General features: G+C 73.7%; 15 protein-coding genes. 5 read left to right on the top strand and 10 right to left on the bottom strand.

The window, feature by feature from the left end:
• The first annotated feature begins 343 nt into the window (after window positions 1-343).
• From tkt to MHY29_RS02495, 5 genes are read left to right on the top strand one after another with little or no spacing between them, the layout of a single operon-like run.
• A complete protein-coding gene (gene tkt / locus MHY29_RS02515) occupies window positions 344-2,506 on the top strand; it encodes a transketolase (protein WP_370643425.1) in 2,163 nt (720 codons plus the stop codon).
• A 34-nt stretch (window positions 2,507-2,540) separates the two neighbouring features.
• A complete protein-coding gene (gene tal / locus MHY29_RS02510; RefSeq protein ID WP_239238122.1) occupies window positions 2,541-3,668 on the top strand; it encodes a transaldolase in 1,128 nt (375 codons plus the stop codon).
• A gap of 28 nt (window positions 3,669-3,696) precedes the next feature.
• Window positions 3,697-5,301 (top strand): glucose-6-phosphate isomerase, encoded by a 1,605-nt coding sequence (locus MHY29_RS02505; RefSeq protein ID WP_239238121.1) that lies wholly within the window; start codon window positions 3,697-3,699, stop codon window positions 5,299-5,301.
• Window positions 5,291-6,856, top strand: a complete 1,566-nt coding sequence (gene zwf / locus MHY29_RS02500; RefSeq protein WP_224354912.1) for a glucose-6-phosphate dehydrogenase — start codon at window positions 5,291-5,293, stop codon at window positions 6,854-6,856. Before MHY29_RS02505 ends, zwf begins: the two co-directional genes overlap by 11 nt.
• The gene (locus tag MHY29_RS02495) at window positions 6,853-7,794 is read left to right on the top strand and encodes a glucose-6-phosphate dehydrogenase assembly protein OpcA (protein WP_239238120.1); all 942 of its coding nucleotides are present in this window, start codon (window positions 6,853-6,855) and stop codon (window positions 7,792-7,794) included. Before zwf ends, MHY29_RS02495 begins: the two co-directional genes overlap by 4 nt.
• Window positions 7,795-7,873: 79 nt before the next feature.
• On the opposite strand, the gene secG is transcribed toward MHY29_RS02495, so the two are convergent.
• The 10 genes from secG to MHY29_RS02445 form a co-directional block, all read right to left on the bottom strand.
• Window positions 7,874-8,125 (bottom strand): preprotein translocase subunit SecG, encoded by a 252-nt coding sequence (secG, locus tag MHY29_RS02490; protein ID WP_224354914.1) that lies wholly within the window; start codon window positions 8,123-8,125, stop codon window positions 7,874-7,876.
• A gap of 54 nt (window positions 8,126-8,179) precedes the next feature.
• On the bottom strand, window positions 8,180-8,977 hold the full coding sequence (tpiA, locus tag MHY29_RS02485; RefSeq protein WP_370643424.1) for a triose-phosphate isomerase: 798 nt from the start codon (window positions 8,975-8,977) through the stop codon (window positions 8,180-8,182).
• On the bottom strand, window positions 8,974-10,221 hold the full coding sequence (gene pgk / locus MHY29_RS02480; protein WP_239238119.1) for a phosphoglycerate kinase: 1,248 nt from the start codon (window positions 10,219-10,221) through the stop codon (window positions 8,974-8,976). Before pgk ends, tpiA begins: the two co-directional genes overlap by 4 nt.
• 101 nt (window positions 10,222-10,322) lie before the next feature.
• Complete coding sequence (gene gap, locus MHY29_RS02475) at window positions 10,323-11,333, bottom strand: type I glyceraldehyde-3-phosphate dehydrogenase (RefSeq protein WP_224354917.1); 1,011 nt, start codon at window positions 11,331-11,333, stop codon at window positions 10,323-10,325.
• A gap of 109 nt (window positions 11,334-11,442) precedes the next feature.
• The gene (locus MHY29_RS02470; protein WP_239238118.1) at window positions 11,443-12,069 is read right to left on the bottom strand and encodes a superoxide dismutase; all 627 of its coding nucleotides are present in this window, start codon (window positions 12,067-12,069) and stop codon (window positions 11,443-11,445) included.
• Between the two features lie 151 nt (window positions 12,070-12,220).
• On the bottom strand, window positions 12,221-13,183 hold the full coding sequence (whiA, locus tag MHY29_RS02465) for a DNA-binding protein WhiA (protein ID WP_224354919.1): 963 nt from the start codon (window positions 13,181-13,183) through the stop codon (window positions 12,221-12,223).
• Between the two features lie 85 nt (window positions 13,184-13,268).
• A complete protein-coding gene (gene yvcK, locus MHY29_RS02460; protein WP_224354920.1) occupies window positions 13,269-14,315 on the bottom strand; it encodes a uridine diphosphate-N-acetylglucosamine-binding protein YvcK in 1,047 nt (348 codons plus the stop codon).
• Window positions 14,316-14,323: 8 nt separating this feature from the next.
• Window positions 14,324-15,223 (bottom strand): RNase adapter RapZ, encoded by a 900-nt coding sequence (rapZ, locus tag MHY29_RS02455; RefSeq protein WP_224354921.1) that lies wholly within the window; start codon window positions 15,221-15,223, stop codon window positions 14,324-14,326.
• The gene (uvrC, locus tag MHY29_RS02450; protein ID WP_224354922.1) at window positions 15,220-17,148 is read right to left on the bottom strand and encodes an excinuclease ABC subunit UvrC; all 1,929 of its coding nucleotides are present in this window, start codon (window positions 17,146-17,148) and stop codon (window positions 15,220-15,222) included. Before uvrC ends, rapZ begins: the two co-directional genes overlap by 4 nt.
• Window positions 17,141-17,812, bottom strand: coding sequence for a 1-acyl-sn-glycerol-3-phosphate acyltransferase (locus tag MHY29_RS02445; protein WP_239238117.1), 672 nt, complete (start codon window positions 17,810-17,812; stop codon window positions 17,141-17,143). The genes uvrC and MHY29_RS02445 overlap by 8 nt, the downstream gene beginning before the upstream one ends.
• Window positions 17,813-17,837 lie beyond the last annotated feature (25 nt).

Genomic DNA, 17,837 nt, shown 5'->3' with positions numbered 1-17,837 from the left:
GTCCTGGGCTTCGGCGCCAACTGGCTCGCCGCCGCGCCGGGGGCGGCGGTGGCGGGGGAGGTGGACTCCACGGAGGATGACATCTGGCTCTCACGACGACGGGGACGGGACCGGCTGCGCGGCGCCCCGCGCGGCCGCGCGTTGTGGGTACGGACGCAGGGCCGGGGGCGGGCAGACCTTCCCTCCATCCTACCCGTCCGCGCGCGCCGACCGCGGGAGCGCGTCGCGGGCCGGGCCTGTGGGGCCCGCGCGGTCTAGGCTGGCCGGGACGCGGCCCGCGCCCACCTCCAGAGGACGGGATCCGCGCAGATCCGTCCACGCCCGACGAACGAGGAGCAGCCCCGTGACCGACACCGCCTCCACCGCACTCGACCGGACCCTCCCGGCCCGCGACTTCGTCTACGACGAGCAGGATCGTCGCATGGTCGACACCCTCAAGGTCCTCGCGGCCGACGCGGTGGAGAAGGCCGGCCACGGCCATCCCGGCACGGCCATCTCCCTGTCCCCCGTGGCCTGGCAGCTCTACCAGAACGTGATGCACCTGGACCCCTCGGACGACCGCTGGGAGGGCCGCGACCGGTTCATCCTGTCCGCCGGCCACGCCTCGCTCATCCAGTACCTCCAGCTGTTCGCGGCCGGCGCCGGGCTCGAGCTCGAGGACATCGCGGCCCTGCGCACGGAGGGCTCGCTGACCCCCGGCCACCCGGAGTACGGCCACACCCACGGCGTGGAGGTCACCACCGGCCCGCTCGGCCAGGGCCTCGCCATGGCCGTGGGCTTCGCCTACGAGCAGCGCCGCCTCCGCGGTCTCATGGACCCCGACGCCGCCCCGGGCACCTCGCCCTTCGACCACCATGTGTTCGTGCTGGCCTCCGACGGCGACATCCAGGAGGGCGTCTCCTCCGAGGCGTCCTCGCTGGCCGGCCACCAGGAGCTCGGCAACCTCGTGGTGGTCTACGACGCGAACCGCATCTCCATCGAGGACGACACCGACATCTCGTTCACCGAGGACGTGGCGAAGCGCTACGAGGCCTACGGCTGGCACGTGCAGGAGGTGGACTGGAGCAACGGGGCCCAGGGCCACGAGGTCACCGAGTACACGGAGGGCGTGCAGGACCTCTACGAGGCGCTCGTCGCCGCCAAGGCGGAGACCGGTCGCCCGTCGCTCATCAAGCTGCGCACCGTGATCGGCTGGCCCTCCCCCACCAAGCAGAACACCGGCGGCATCCACGGCTCCAAGCTCGGTGGGGACGAGGTCGTCGGGCTCAAGGAGGCCCTGGGCTTCGACCCGCAGAAGAGCTTCGACGTGGACCCCGAGGTGCTGGCCCACGCCCGCTCCATCTCCGAGCGCTCCGCCGCGTACCGCGAGACCTGGGAGGCCGCGTTCGCGGCCTGGCGTGAGGCCCACCCGGAGAACGCCCGCCTCTACGACCGCCTGGCCTCCCGGGAGCTGCCCGCGGGCTTCGAGGACGCGTTCCCCTCCTGGGACGCGGACGAGAAGGGCGTGGCCACCCGCGCCGCCTCGGGCAAGGTGCTCACCGCGCTCGCCCCCGTGATGCCCGAGCTGTGGGGCGGCTCCGCCGACCTGGCCGGCTCCAACAACACCACCATGGAGGGCGAGCCCTCGTTCATCCCGGCGCACCGCTCCACCGCCGCCTGGCAGGGCGACCCGTTCGGCCGCACCCTGCACTTCGGCATCCGCGAGTTCGCGGCCGGCGCGATCGTCAACGGCATCACCATCGGCGGCCTCACCCGCGCCTACATGGGCACGTTCCTCACGTTCTCCGACTACATGCGCGGCGCCGTCCGCCTGGCCGCCCTCATGGGCACCCCGGCCGTGTACGTGTGGACCCACGACTCCGTGGGCCTCGGCGAGGACGGCCCCACCCACCAGCCGGTCGAGCACCTCGCCGCGCTGCGCGCCATCCCGGGCCTCGACGTCGTCCGCCCCGCGGACGCGAACGAGACCGCCTGGGCTTGGCGGACGATCCTCCAGCACCGCGACCGCCCGGCCGGACTGGTGCTCACCCGCCAGAACGTCCCCGTCCTGCCTCGCGGAACGGAGGGCTTCGCCCCGGCCGACGGCGTCGCCCGGGGCGCCTACGTCCTCGTGGACGGGGCGGACGCCTCCGGCGCGGCCGCCCCGGCCCGCGTGGTGCTGATCGCCACCGGCTCGGAGGTCTCCGTGGCCGTCGGCGCCCGCGAGCTGCTGCAGGCCGAGGGCGTCCCCACCCGCGTGGTGTCCGCCCCCTGCCTCGAGTGGTTCGCCGAGCAGGACGAGGCCTACCGCGCCGAGGTCCTGCCCGACGGCCCGGGGACCCCGGTGCGCGTGTCCGTCGAGGCGGGCATCGCCATGCCGTGGCACGAGCTGACCGTGACGCAGTCCTCGCGCGGCGCCCGCGTGAGCCTGGAGCACTACGGCGAGTCCGCCGACGGCCCCCACCTCCTCAAGAAGTACGGCTTCTCCCCGGAGAACGTCGCGGACACCGCCCGCGGCCTGCTCTGACGCCCGCCGAGACCCGCCAAGGAAGGACTGCACGATGACCACCGAGACCACCCCCGCCACCGCCGCGCTCGCCGCGGCCGGCGTCTCCCTCTGGCTCGACGACCTCTCCCGCACCCGCCTGGACGAGGGCAGCCTCGAGCGGCTGATCGCCACCCGGAACGTCACGGGCGTGACCACCAACCCCTCGATCTTCGCGGCCGCCCTGAAGGACGCGGGCGCCTACGAGGCCCAGCTGGCGGAGCTCGCCGCCGCCGGTGCCGACGTGGACGCCGCCGTGACCGCCCTGACCACCACGGACGTGCGGCGGGCCTGCGACCTGCTGGCGCCCGTCCACCAGGAGACCGGGGGCCGAGACGGCTACGTCTCCATCGAGGTGGACCCGCGTCTCGCCCGGGACACCGCGGGCACCGTGGCGCAGGCCCGAGAGCTCGTCGCGCTCGTCGACCGACCGAACCTCATGGTGAAGATCCCCGCCACGGTGGAGGGCCTGCCCGCCATCACCGAGGTGCTCGGCGCCGGGATCAGCGTGAACGTCACCCTGATCTTCTCCCTCCCCCGCTACCGCGAGGTGCTCAACGCCTGGCTGTCCGGGCTCGAGCTGGCCCGGGCGAACGGCCACGACGTCTCCCGCATCCACTCCGTGGCGTCCTTCTTCGTCTCCCGCGTGGACACGGACGTCGACGCGCAGCTGCGTGCCCTCGCCGAGCAGGGCCGCCCGGAGGCCGGCGAGCTGACCGGCCGCGCCGGCCTGGCCAACGCCCGCCTGGCGTACCGTGCGTTCGAGCAGATGAAGGACACCGAACGCTGGAGCCTCCTCGAGGCCGCCGGCGCGCCCGTGCAGCGCCCCCTGTGGGCGTCCACCGGCGTCAAGGACCCGGCCCTGGCGGACACCCTCTACGTCACCGCCCTGGTCGCCCCCGACACCGTGAACACCATGCCGGAGAAGACCCTCGAGGCGTACGCGGACCACGGCGAGCTGACCGCCGAGCCGGTGGTCGGCGGCTATGCCCAGGCCGACGCCGACCTCGACGCGATCGGTGAGCTCGGCATCTCCTACACCGAGCTCGTCGACCGCCTGGAGACCGAGGGCCTGCAGAAGTTCGAGGCCGCCTGGGACGAGCTGCTCGCCTCCGTCCGCGCCGGCCTCGCCGCCCACCGCTGAGCCGCCCCTCCGCCTGAAAGGACCTCCCATGAGCACCTTCGGCCTGACCGCCACCGGCGCCGCGCTCGACGCAGTCGACCGCCACGTGCCCGCGCTCGTCGCCGAGCGCTTCGCCTCCCGCCTCGCCGCGGAGGACGCCGACCTCTGGGGCCCGGACGCCCGCGACGAGGCCGCCAAGCGCCTGGGCTGGATCTCCCTCTTCGAGGAGTCCCGCACGGTGGCCGCGGAGGCCGCCGCCCTGGCGGAGGAGCTCCGCGGCCAGGGCCTGACCCGCGTCGTGCTGGCCGGCATGGGGGGCTCCTCCCTCGCCCCCGAGGTCATCGCCGCGACGGCGGGCGCGGAGCTCGAGGTCCTCGACTCCACCGACCCGCAGCAGGTGGCCGCGGTCCTGGACCACGACCTCGAACGCACCGTCCTGGTGGTCTCGTCCAAGTCCGGCTCCACCGTGGAGACCGACTCCCAGCGCCGGATCGTCGAGGCGGCCCTCGCCGCGGAGGACATCGACCCCGCGAGCCGGATCGTCGTCGTCACCGACCCGGGCTCCCCGCTGGAGGAGGCGTCGGTGGAGGCGGGCTACCGCGCCGTGTTCACCGCCGACCCCACGGTGGGCGGCCGCTACTCGGCCCTCACCGCCTTCGGCCTGGTGCCGGCGGCCCTGGCCGGCGTCGACGTCGAGTCCCTCCTCGACGAGGCCGAGGACGTCCTCGACCTGGTCACCGCCGACGACGCCGACAACCCGGCCCTGCAGCTCGGCGCCGCGATCGGCGGCACCGAGCCCCTGCGGGACAAGCTCGTCATCCAGGACCTCGGCTCCGGCATCGACGGGTTCGGCGACTGGGTCGAGCAGCTGATCGCCGAGTCGACGGGCAAGGACGGCACCGGCCTGCTGCCCGTCGTCGTCCGCCCGGGCGACCCGGAGACCGCCTGGGAGGCGCCGGACCTGCTGAAGGTCACGCTGGTCTCGGAGTCGGAGGAGAGCCCGGCCGGCGGGGACGGCGTGCGCCTGCACGGGTCGCTCGGCGCCCTCCTGCTGACGTGGGAGGCCGCCACGGCCGTGGCCGGCCGGCTGCTCGGCATCAACCCCTTCGACCAGCCGGACGTGGAGGCGGCCAAGGCCGCGGCCCGCGAGCTCCTGGACTCCCCCGCCGAGGAGGCCGAGCCGGGCACGGTGATCCACGGCGTGGAGGTCTCCGGCCCGGAGTCGGTGACGTCGGCGGACGACCTGCGGGGCGTCCTCGCGGCCGTGCGCGAGCTCGTGCCCGAGGACGGCTACCTGGCCGTCCACGCGTACCTCGACCGTCACGCGGACGTGGACCTCGCGGGGATCCGTGCGGACCTGGCGTCCGCGCTGGGCCGCCCGGCCACCTTCGGCTGGGGCCCCCGCTTCCTGCACTCGACGGGCCAGTACCACAAGGGCGGCCCGCGCAACGGGGTGTATCTGCAAGTCACGGGCGACGCCGCCCTCGACGTCGAGGTCCCCGGCCGCCCGTTCACGCTGGGCCGGTTGATCGCCGCCCAGGCCGCGGGCGACGCCGACGTGCTCCGCCGCCTGGGCCGTCCGGTGGTCACCCTGCGTCTGCGCGACCGCTCCGCCGGCATCGCCGCGCTCCGGACGGCGGCCCGTGAGGCCTGAGCCCGGCGGGCCGGCCCGCCGCAACCCCCTGCGCGACCCACGGGACCGCCGTCTGACGCGGATCGCGGGCCCCTCCGCCCTCGTGCTGTTCGGCGTCACGGGCGACCTGGCCCGCAAGAAGCTGCTCCCCGCGATGTACGACCTGGCCCACCGCGGCCTGCTGCCGCCGTCGTTCTCCCTGGTGGGCTTCGGCCGCCGCGACTGGTCCGAGGCGGAGTTCGCCGACTACGTGCGCGCCGCCGTCGAGGCGGGCTCCCGCACGGCGTTCAACGAGACCGTGTGGGACCAGTTCCGGGGCGGGCTCCGGTTCGTCTCGGGGGCCTTCGGCGACGCCGACGCCTACGCGCGGCTCGACGAGGTCCTGACCGAGCTGGAGTCCTCCCGCGGCACGGGCGGCAACACCGCGTTCTACCTCTCGATCCCGCCGGACTGGTTCGAGGACGTGTCCCGCCACCTGGCCGACCAGGGGCTCGCGGACCGATCCCAGCCCGCGGACGGGCCCTGGCGCCGCGTGGTCATCGAGAAGCCGTTCGGGCACGACCTCGCCTCGGCCCACGAGCTGAACGCCGTGATCGAGCGGGTGTTCCCACCGGACGCGGTCTTCCGCATCGACCACTACCTGGGCAAGGAGACCGTCCAGAACATCCTCGCGTTCCGGTTCGCCAACCGGATCTTCGAGCCGCTCTGGTCCGCGGAGCACGTGGACCACGTGCAGATCACCATGGCCGAGGACATCGGCATCGGCGGCCGCGCCGGCTACTACGACGGCGTGGGCGCGGCCCGCGACGTCATCCAGAACCACCTGCTGCAGCTGCTCGCCCTGACCGCCATGGAGGAACCGATCTCCTTCGACGCCGCCCACCTGCGCGCCGAGAAGGAGAAGGTCCTGGCGGCCGTCCGCGTGCCCTGCACGCCGGAGGGCCTCGAGGCGGCGTCCGCGCGCGGGCAGTACACGAGCGGCTGGCAGGGCGGCGAGCAGGTCACGGGGTTCCTCGACGAGGAGGGGTTCAACCCCGCCTCCGTCACGGAGACGTTCGCGGCCCTCAAGGTGGACATCGGCACCCGGCGCTGGCAGGGCGTCCCGTTCTACCTGCGCGCGGGCAAGCGGCTGGGCCGCCGCGTCACGGAGATCGCCGTGGTGTTCAAGTCCCCGCCCCACCTGCTCTTCCCGGTGCACCCCGGCGACGAGTTCGGGCAGAACGTGATCGTGATCCGCGTGCAGCCCGACGAGGGCGTGACCATCCGCTTCGCCTCGAAGGTGCCGGGAACCCAGCACGAGGTGCGCGACGTGACCATGGACTTCGGCTACGGCCACGCGTTCACGGAGGACTCCCCCGAGGCCTACGAGCGGCTCATCCTCGACGTCCTGCTCGGCGAGCCGCCGCTGTTCCCGCGGCAGGAGGAGGTCGAGCTGTCCTGGGCCATCGTCGACCCGTTCGAGGAGCACTGGGCGTCCCTGGGCACCCAGCCCGAGCCCTACGCGCCGGGCACCTGGGGGCCGCCGTCCGCGGACGCCCTGATGGCCCGTGACGGACGAACCTGGAGGCGACCGTGAAGATCCGCATGCACGACACCACGACGTCGCAGGTCGCCAAGCGGCTCACCGCGCTGCGCGAGTCCGCCGGCGTGTCCGCCCTGGGCCGGGTCCTCACGCTGGTCATCGTCACGGACGACGCCGGCATCGAGGCGGCCCTCGGGGCCGCCAACGCGGCGTCCCTGGAGCATCCCTGCCGGATCGTGGTGCTCGCCCTGGGCGACCGGCTCGCTCCCACCCGGCTGGACGCGGAGATCCGCGTCGGCGGCGACGCAGGGGCCTCCGACGTCGTGGTCCTGTGGTGCCAGGGGGAGGACGCTGTGGCGGACGAGCCCCTCGTCTCCGGCCTCCTGCTGCCGGACGCGCCCATCGTGGTGTGGTGGCCGGGCGAGCCCCCGGCGGAGCCCGCCACGACCGCGCTGGGACGCCTGGCGCACCGGCGCATCACCGACTCCGCCACCTGCCGGGACGCGAAGGAGACCCTGCAGCGGCTGGCGGCGGGGCTGCACGACGGCGACACCGACCTGGCCTGGACGCGCCTGACCCTCTGGCGCAGCCAGGTGGCGGCGATCCTCGACAACCTGGACCTCGCCGACGTGCGCTCCGTCACGGTCGACGGCGCCCCCGACTCCCCCAGCACGCTGCTGCTGGCGGCCTGGCTCACCTGGGGCCTGGACCGGCCGGTGACGATCGCCCACTCCAAGGCCGGCCACGGGATCCGCGCCGTACGCCTGCGCGGCCCGGAGGGGGACGTGGTCCTGTCCCGCTCGCAGTCCGAGGTGGCCCGCCTCTACCAGCAGGGCCGCCCCGTGCAGCGGATCTCCCTGCCCCGCCGCTCCGACCAGGACTGCCTCGCCGAGGAGCTGCGCCGGCTCGACCCGGACGAGGTCTACGGCGACGTCCTGCGCGTCGGGCTGCCCCGCACGGACCTCGCCCCCGTGGACGCCTCCGACCGCTGAGCGGTCCCCTGGACGCGACGCGGCCCCGCACCGGATACCGGTGCGGGGCCGCGTCGTTCGCCCGGGAGGACCGAGCGGGTCAAGACTCGACGGAGAACCGCGCGATGAGCGCGAGGGCCACGATGGCCAGGCCCCAGAGGACCGTGGCGGACACCGTGACGCGGGTCAGCAGGCGCTGGGCGGACCCGGAGGAGCTCATGGAGGTGGTGACGCCGCCGCCGAACATGTCGGACACGCCGCCTCCGCGGCCCTTGTGCAGCAGCACGAGCATGATGATGACCACGCTCAGCGCCACGACCGCGATCTGGAGCAGCAGCGTCAGGATGTCCATGAAGCCTTCCCTGTCATGTCCCCGGGGCCGCCCGACGGGCGCGCCGCGGCCGCGTCAGTGCGCGGCGTCGGACCGGATGATCCTAGCAAACTCGTCCGCATCGAGGCTGGCCCCGCCCACCAGGGCGCCGTCCACGTCCGGCTGGGCCAGCAGCTCGGGCGCGGACGAGGACTTCACGGAGCCGCCGTAGAGCACGCGGACGCGCTCGGCGACCTCCGCTCCGTGCCGCTCCGCCAGGTCCGCGCGCAGCGCGGCACACATCTCCTGGGCGTCGGCGGCGCTGGCCACCTCGCCGGTGCCGATGGCCCACACGGGCTCGTAGGCGACGACGACCCGGGCCACGTCCTCGGAGGACAGCCCGTCCAGGGAGCCGCGCAGCTGGGCCACGGTGTGCTCCACGTGCCGGCCGGCCTGTCGCACGTCCAGGCCCTCCCCGACGCACACCACGGGCACGAGCCCGTGCCGCAGCGCGGCCGCGGCCTTGCGGGCCACGAGGGCGTCGTCCTCGTGGTGCAGGGTCCGCCGTTCGGAGTGACCGACGATCGCGTAGGCGCAGCCGAGCTTCGCGAGGAAGGCCCCGGACACCTCGCCCGTGAACGCGCCCGAGTCCTCCGCGGACACGTCCTGCGCGCCGTAGGCGACGCCGATCCGGTCCGCGGCCACGAGGGTCTGCACTGAGCGCAGGTCGGTGAAGGGCGGGAACACGGCGGCCTCCACGTTCCCCTGCTCATGGTCGGCGTCGCCGAGGAGCCAGCCGAGGCGCTGCACCAGGGTGACGGCCTCCTGGTGGTCCAGGTTCATCTTCCAGTTGCCCGCGATGAGCGGGACGCGCACCGGCTGGACCACGCTCACGCGTCCGTCCCGGAGAGGGCGCTCACACCCGGCAGCTCCTTGCCCTCGAGGTACTCGAGGGAAGCGCCGCCGCCGGTGGAGATGTGGCCGAACTGCTCGTCGGTGAAGCCCAGGGAGCGCACGGCCGCGGCGGAGTCGCCGCCGCCCACCACGGACAGCCCGCCGGCCTGCGTGGCCTCGGTGAGGGCCTGCGCCACGGCGCGGGTGCCCTCGGCGAACGCCGGGAACTCGAACACGCCCATCGGGCCGTTCCAGAACACGGTCCTGGCGCCTCGGATGCGCTCGCCGAACGCGGCGGCCGAGCCGGGGCCGATGTCGAGGCCGAGGGCGTCCGCACCGTGGGCGCCGGTGGTGAGCGCGTCCACGGGCAGGACCTCGTGCTCGGCGTCCTTGGCGAACGCGGACGCCATGACGATGTCCGTGGGGAGCACGATCTCCGCCGCGCCGTCCTTGCCGGAGCGCTCGAGGTAGCCGCGGACGGTCTCCAGCTGGTCCTCCTCCAGGAGCGACGCCCCCACCTCATGGCCCTGCGCCTTGAGGAAGGTGAAGAGCATGCCGCCGCCGATCAGCAGCGTGTCCGCCTTCTCCATCAGGTTGTCGATGACGGCCAGCTTGTCCGACACCTTGGAGCCGCCGAGCACGACCACGTAGGGGCGCTCCGGGGACTCGGTGAGGCGGGTCAGCACCTGCAGCTCGGCGGCCACCAGCGGGCCCTGATACGCCGGGAGCAGCCCGGCGATGTCCGCCACGGAGGCGTGGGCGCGGTGCACGGCGCCGAAGGCGTCGCCCACGTAGGCGCCGTCCTCGCCGGCAAGGTCGGCCATCTCGCGGGCCAGCTCTCCGCGCTCGGCCGCGTCCTTGGAGGTCTCACGCGCGTCGAAGCGGACGTTCTCCACCAGGAGCACCTGGCCGTCCTGGAGCGCGGCGGCCTTGGCGCGGGCGTCCTCGCCGGTGACGTCGGAGGCGAGCTGCACGTCGGCGCCGAGGACCTCGCCGAGGCGGCGGGCGACGGGGGCCAGCGAGTACTGGGGATCCGGCTCGCCCTGGGGGCGGCCCAGGTGCGCCATGACGACGACGCGGGCGCCGGCATCGGCCAGGTCCTTGATGGCCGGGGCCGAGGCACGGATGCGGCCGCCGTCGGTGACGGTCTGCCCGTCCAGCGGGACGTTCAGGTCCGACCGGATGAGGACGGTGCGTCCGGCGACGCCGGCCTCGAGCAGGTCGGTCAGGGTCTGGGCGGTCATGGGTGCCTCCTGGTGTCGGTCACGGATGGACCCAGTCTAGGCAGACGGCCCGGTCCGGTGGAGGTCCACCGGGCCGGGCCGTCAGGGCTGAGCGTCGACGCTCAGAGCTTGGACGCCATGTGGGACGCCATGTCCATGAGCTGGCAGGTGTAGCCGTACTCGTTGTCGTACCAGCCGATGACCTTGACGGTCTGGCCGATGGACTTGGTGAGCGGGGCGTCGAAGGTGCACGCCGCGGGGGCCGTCACGATGTCGGAGGAGACGATCGGGTCCGTGGAGTACACCAGGCGGCCGACCAGCGGGCCGGACTCGGCGGCCCTGCGGAAGGCCTCGTTGACCTCCTCGGCCTCGACGTGGCGCGTCAGCTCCACGGTGAGGTCGGTGGCGGAGCCGGTGATGGTGGGCACGCGCATGGCGAAGCCGTCCAGCTTGCCCTTGAGCTCGGGGATGACCTCGCCGATGGCCTTGGCGGCGCCGGTGGAGGTGGGGACCATGTTCTGGGCGGCGGCGCGGGCGCGGCGGCGGTCCTTCTTGTGCACGTTGTCGTGCAGGTTCTGGTCGCCGGTGTACGCGTGGATCGTGGTCATGATGCCGTCCACGATGCCGAACTCGTCGTTCAGCACCTTGACCATCGGGGCCAGGCAGTTGGTGGTGCAGGACGCGTTGGAGACGATGTGCATCGTCGAGGAGTCGTAGTCGCCCTCGTTGACGCCCATCACGAAGGTGCCGTCGACCTCCTTGCCCGGGGCGGACAGCAGCACCTTCTTGGCGCCGGCGTCCAGGTGGGCCTTGGCGGCGGGACCGGTGGTGAAGCGACCGGTGCACTCCACCACGATGTCGACGCCGAGCTCACCCCAGGGGAGGTTCGCCGGGTCGGTCTCGGCGAAGAAGGCGACGTCCTTGCCGTTGATGCTGAAGCCCTTGTCGGTCAGCTCCAGCTCGCCGGGGAAGCGGCCCAGGATCGTGTCGTACTTGGTCAGCCAGAAGAGGTCCTCGGTGGCGGCGAGGTCGTTCACCGCGACCAGCTCGAGGTCGTCGTGGCCCTGTTCGAGGAGCACGCGCACGGCGTTGCGGCCGATGCGGCCGTATCCGTTGATGGCGATCTTGGTCATGGTGGTTCCCTTCACTCGGTGTGGGGTCGTCCGATGGTGTCGTCGTCGTCCAGAGAGGACCAGGGGCGGGACGGGTCACGTCCCGCCCCGGGTCGGGGCGACCGAGGGATCAGGCCGGGAGGATCAGGCCGGAGGCGCCGTTGCGGGCGGCCTCGAAGCGCTGCTGCACGTCGGCCCAGTTCACGATGTTCCAGATCGCCTTGACGTAGTCCGCCTTGACGTTCTGGTAGTCGAGGTAGAAGGCGTGCTCCCACATGTCCAGCTGGAACAGCGGGATGGTGGCCACGGGCACGCCATTCTGCTGGTCGTAGAACTGCTCGATGACCAGGTTGCCGCCGATGGGCTCGTAGGCCAGCACGGCCCAGCCGGAGCCCTGGATGCCGAGGGCGGCGGCGGTGAAGTGCGCCTGGAACTTGTCGAACGAGCCGAAGAACTCGTCGATGGCGGCGGCCAGCTCGCCGGTGGGCTTGTCGCCGCCCTCCGGGGAGAGGTTCTTCCAGAAGATGGAGTGGTTGGTGTGGCCGCCCAGGTTGAACGCCAGGTCCTCGGAGAGCTGGTTCACGGAGGCGAAGTCCTCGGCCTCGCGGGCCGCGGCGAGCTTCTCGAGGGCGGTGTTGGCGCCCTTGACGTAGGTCGCGTGGTGCTTGGAGTGGTGCAGCTCCATGATCTTCGCGGAGATGTGCGGCTCCAGCGCCGCGTAGTCGTAGTCGAGCTCGGGCAGGACGAATTCCGTCATGCTTCCTCCTTCATTCAGGGGGCCTCCGTCCTGTGCGCGGAGGCCGGTGTCCAGGGGAACCCGGCCGCGGTGGGCCGTATTCCTCGCCCCCATTGTGGACACGGGCGCGGCGCGGGCGCCATCCCCGGCCGCCCCTCCCCCGGCCGAGCAGTCAGGCGCCGTCGACCGCCGTGCCGGGGATGCCCTCGGCGGCCGCCCGCTTGTCCGCCATCGACAGCAGGCGGCGGATCCGCCCGGCGACCGCGTCCTTGGTCATGGGCGGGTCCGCCAGGCGCCCCAGCTCGTCGAGGGAGGCCTGCTTGTGCTCGAGACGCAGGCGCCCGGCGTAGCCGAGGTGGTCCGGGACGTCGTCGCCCAGGATCTCGAGGGCTCGCTCGACGCGTGCCCCCGCGGCGACGGCGGCCTGGGCGGACCGGCGGAGGTTGGCGTCGTCGAAGTTGGCCAGGCGGTTGGCCGTGGCGCGCACCTCCTTGCGCTCGCGACGCTCCTGCCACAGCGCCGCGGTCTGGTCCGCTCCCACCGCGGTCAGCAGCGCGGCGATCGCCTCTCCGTCGCGGACGACCACGCGGTCCGCCTGGCGCACCTCGCGCGCCTTGGCGGCCACGCCGAGCCGCCGCGCGGCGCCCACGAGGGCGAGTGCGGCCTCGGGGCCCGGCGTCGTGACCTCCAGGCACGAGGAGCGCCCCGGCTCCGTCAGGGAGCCGTGGGCCAGCAGCGCCCCGCGCCAGACGGCGGCGGTGTCCGCCGCCGACCCCTGCACGAGGGCGGGGGGCAGGCCGCGGACGGGGCGGCCGCGCAGGTCGAGCAGGCCGGTCTGGCGGGCCAGGTCCTCGCCGCCGCGGACGACGCGGATCACGTAGCGCTGGCCGCGGCGCAGGTTGCCTCCCGAGATGACCACGATCTCGGTGGCGTGGCCGTACAGCTCCGTGATGGCCGCCCGCAGCCGTCGGGCGCTCGCCCCGTGGTCGAGCTCGGCCTCGATCACCACGCGCCCGGAGACGAGGTGGAGCCCGCCGGCGAAACGGAGCATCGTGGCCGTCTCGGCCCGCCGCTCCGGGACCGCCCCGACGGGCACGCGGGCGAGCTCCTCCTTGAGGGTCATGGTCAGCGCCACGGGCGTCTCCTTCGATGCGTGCGGTGTGTGCGGTGCCGCCCCGTGGACGGCCCCGGGCGCGGGGGCGTCGCCGCCCCGCGGCCCGTCACGAGCTCATGGCCTCGTCGATGGCCACGGCGAGCCGCAGGGGGTCGTGGGCGAGCCGGTTCGCGGCATGGGCCACTCTACTGAACGCCACCCGGGCGCCGAGGCGACGGGCCTCCTGGACCACGGCGGCCCGGTCCGCCACGGCGTCCGCGTCCGCGATCACCACGTCCAGCTGCAGGCCCGGGGCGTGCTCGCGCAGGACCTTCAGATGGTCCGCGTGCGTCATGCCCGTGGTCTCCTGCGTGCCCGTGTCGATGTTCAGCACGAAGATCCGGCGCGCCGTGGTGACCTCGAGCGCCCCGCGGACCTCGGGCATGAGCAGGTGCGGCAGGACCGACGTGTACAGGGAGCCGGGACCGATCACCACCCAGTCGGCCAGCTCGATGGCCGCCAGGGCCTCCGGGGTGGCGGGCGCGTCGGCCGGGGACAGCCGCACGTCGACGACGCGGCCGTCGTGCGCGGCCTGGGCGAGCGCCACCTGGCCCTCCACGTGCCGCCGCACCAGGCGACCGGCGTCGTCCTCGGCGAGGAGGTCCCCGCCGATGGTCAGCGGCACCCGCGAGACCGGCAGGACCTCACCGTGGGCACGGAGCAGGGCGCCCGCCCAGCGCAGGCCGTCCACGGGGTCGCCGATGAGCTCCCAGAGGGCCACGATCAGCAGGTTGCCCAGGGCGTGGCCGTCGAGCGTCGCCTCCGCCTCCGGGACCTCCGTGGAGCGGAAGCGGTGCTGCATCACCTGGGCCCAGGTGCGGCCCCAGTCGGTGTCGTCGCAGAGCGCGGCCAGGGCCATGCGCAGGTCTCCGGGCGGCAGCACGGCCATCTCGCGGCGGATCGTGCCCGAGGAGCCGCCGTCGTCGGCGACCGTCACGACGGCCGTCAGGTGGCCGGCGACGAGGCGCAGCGCGGCCAGGGAGGCCGAGAGGCCGTGCCCGCCGCCGAGGGCGGTGACGCGCACCTGCGGGCGCACCGTGCCCGAGGTCGTGGCCCACGCCCCGCGGGCGGCCGCCGGGGGCAGCGGCAGTGAGGACGTGGACGGTCCGGTCACGGGGCCCGTCATTCCCGGCCCACGTCCCGATGGTCGACGTGCACGCTCACGCGGGGCCACTGGGCCACCCGTCGCGCCAGCTCCTCCGCGACGGCCACGGAGCGGTGCTTGCCCCCGGTGCACCCGACGGCGAGGGTCGCGTAGTGCTTGTTCTCCCGGCGGTAGCCCTCGACGACGGGGCCGAGCGCGGCGAGGTAGTTCGACAGGAACTCCTGCACCCCCGGCTGGCCGAGGACGAACCCCGACACCTCCGGGTCCAGGCCGGTCTTCGAGCGCAGCTCGGGCACCCAGTGCGGGTTGGCGACGAACCGCATGTCCGCCACGAAGTTCGCGTCCGAGGGCAGCCCGTACTTGAAGCCGAAGCTCATCACGTTCAGCCGGACGGTCACGGGGCCGTCCTCGGAGAACAGCTGGGTGACCTCCGTGGCGAGACCGTGGACGTTCAGCGCCGAGGTGTCCACGACGATGTCCGCGCGCTCCTTGAGCTCGGAGAGGATCTCCCGCTCGGCCTGGATGCCGTCGAGCAGCCGGGCGTTGCCCTGGAGCGGATGCGGCCGGCGCCCGGCCTCGAACCGGCGCACCAGCACCTCGTCGGACGCCTCGAGGAAGACGGTGCGGAACTCCACGCCGGTGCTCTCCAGCTGCTGGAGCGCCGTGCGCAGCTCGTTGAAGTAGGAGCGCGAGCGCACGTCCACCACGATGGCCAGCCGCGGGAACGCCTCGGGCGAGCGGGCCACGAGGTCCGACAGGGTTCCGAGGAGCTGCGGCGGCATGTTCTCCACCACGTACCAGCCGTGGTCCTGGAGGGCGTGGGCGGCCGTCGTGCGGCCGGCCCCGGACATGCCGGTGATGACGAGGACCTCGGAGGAGGGGGGCTTGTCGGGCTGCAGGTGCTCGTCGGCGCTCATGGGGCCACTGTATCGCCGCCGTCGGACGCCGTCAGGGCCGCGTGGACGGCCTCGGCGAGGGCGGGTCCGATGCCCGCGACCTCGGTCAGGCCGGCGGGCCCGGCCTGCCGCATCCGCTCCACGGAGCCGAAGTGCGTCAGCAGGGCCCGGCGCCGCGTCGGGCCGAGACCGGGGACGTCGTCGAGGGCGGAGGCCGTCATCGCCTTGGTGCGGCGGGAGCGGTGGCCGGCGATGGCGAACCGGTGCGACTCGTCGCGGATGCGCTGCAGCAGGAACAGCCCCTCGGAGGTGCGCGGCAGGACCACGGGGAACTCGTCCCCCGGGAGCCAGACCTCCTCGAGACGCTTCGCCAGCCCCACCACGGGCAGGTCGTCCAGGCCCAGCTCGGCGAGGACCTCGGCGGCCGCGGCGACCTGCGGCGGGCCGCCGTCGACGACGACGAGCGAGGGCGGGTAGGCGAACCGGCGCCGCTCCCCCTCGGCCTCCTCCGCGTCGATCTGGCCGGTGAGCACCCCGCCCTCCCGGCGATCCTCGGCCATGCGCGCGAAGCGCCGCCGCAGGACGTCGCGCAGCGAGGCGGTGTCGTCCCGCGCGGCCTCGCCCGTCACGTTGAATCGGCGGTAGTCCTTCTTCTTGGGGAGGCCGTCCTCCATCACCACCATCGAGCCGACGACGTTGGTGCCCTGCGAGTGCGAGATGTCGTAGCACTCGATGCGCAGCAGCGGCTCGTCGATCTCCAGGGCGTCCTGCAGCTCCCGCAGGGCGGCCGAGCGCGTGGTGAGGTCGCCCGAGCGGCGCGTCTTGTGCAGCTTGAGGGCCATCTCGGCGTTCTCCCGGACGGTCCCCATGAGGTCGGCCTTGGGCCCGCGCTGGGGCACCCGCACCTGGACGCGGGCCCCGCGCAGCCCGGAGAGCCACTCCGTGACCTGCTCGGCGCCCGCCGGCAGGACCGGCACCAGCACCTCGTGCGGGATGCGCTCCGTGTCCGGCACGTCGCCGTAGACCTGGGTGAGCAGCTCGGCGACGGCCTCGTCCTCCCCCACGTCCTCGACGCGCTCCATGATCCAGCCGCGCTGGCCACGGATGCGGCCCTGCCGCACGTGGAACACCTGGACGGCGGTCTCGAGCTCGTCCGAGTGGAGGGCGAACACGTCCGCCTCCGTGGACTCGGCCAGCACCACCGCGTTGCGCTCGAACACGCGGCGCAGGGCGGCGATGTCGTCGCGCAGGCGGGCGGCGTCTTCGAAGCGCAGCTCCTCCACCGCCCCGGCCATCGCCTTCTCGAGTTCGCGGACGAACCGGTCCGCGTCGCCCGCCATGAAGTCGCAGAAGTCCTGGGCGAGCGCCCGGTGCTCGTCCGGGGAGATCCGCCCGACGCACGGCGCCGAGCACTTGCCGATGTACCCCAGCAGGCACGGGCGGTCCTGGGCCTGGGCCCGCTTGAACACCCCGGCCGAGCAGGTGCGCACGGGGAACACCCGCAGCATGAGGTCCACTGTCTCGCGGATGGCCTTGGCCGGGTGGAAGGGGCCGAAGTACTTCACGCCCGGGCGCTTGTCCCCGCGCATGACCTGCACCCGCGGGAACCGCTCGTTCATGGTGACGGCCAGGTACGGGTAGGACTTGTCGTCCCGGTACATGATGTTGAACCGGGGCCGGTACTCCTTGATCCACGTGTACTCGAGCTGGAGGGCCTCGAGCTCCGAGGCGACCACGGTCCACTCGACCGCGGACGCCGTGAACACCATGGTGCGCGTCTTGGTGGCCAGGCGCGCCGGGTCCTGGAAGTAGGAGCTCAGTCGCGCCCGCAGGTTCTTCGCCTTGCCGACGTAGATGACGCGCCCGTCCGGGTCCCGGAACCGGTAGACGCCGGGGGACGTCGAGATCTCCCCCGGGGCGGGGCGGTAGGTGCGCGGGTCAGCCACGGGCGGCGGGCGCGGCGTTGTACTCGTCCACGCGCTCCTGGCCGGAGAGGGCGGCGATCGCTGCCATGATCGTGGCGGTGGCCTCCCGGCGCTGAGGCAGGGAGTGGCGGCGGCCCGGATGGCCGAAGTCCAGGGGCTCGCCCATCTCCACGGTGAACCGGTGCGGCCGGAAGCCGTTGGTCCCCGGCGGCTGGAGCCGCTCCGTGCCGCGCAGCCCGACCGGGACCACCGGCGCGCCGGTGGTGAGGGCCAGCCACGCCGCCCCGGTGCGCCCGCGGTACAGGCGGCCGTCGCGGCTGCGGGTGCCCTCCGGGTAGATCCCGACGCCGTGCCCGCCGTCGAGCAGCGCCACCAGGTCCTCCAGGGCGGCCACCGAGGCCGCCTGCTCGCCCCGGCGCACCGGGATGGAGCCGACCGCCTCGAAGAACCGGCGCTGGGCCCGGCCTCGGAGGCCGGGCGCCTCGAAGTACTCCGCCTTGGCGAAGAAGCCCACCGGCCGGGGGCAGAACGCCTGGAGGATCACGGAGTCCACGAAGCTCAGGTGGTTGGAGGCGACGATGAACGGCCCCTCCGGCGGGACGTGCTCGAGGCCGCGGACGTGCGGGCGGCAGGACAGCCGGATCGCTCCGGCGACGGCGCGGCGGAGCTGCTCGGAGGTGGCCATGGGCGTGCGTCCTCTCGTCGGGTCG

Source organism: Micrococcus sp. ACRRV (assembly GCF_022346985.1).
GTDB lineage: Bacteria > Actinomycetota > Actinomycetes > Actinomycetales > Micrococcaceae > Micrococcus > Micrococcus porci.
This window is presented reverse-complemented; position numbering and strand designations above follow the sequence as displayed.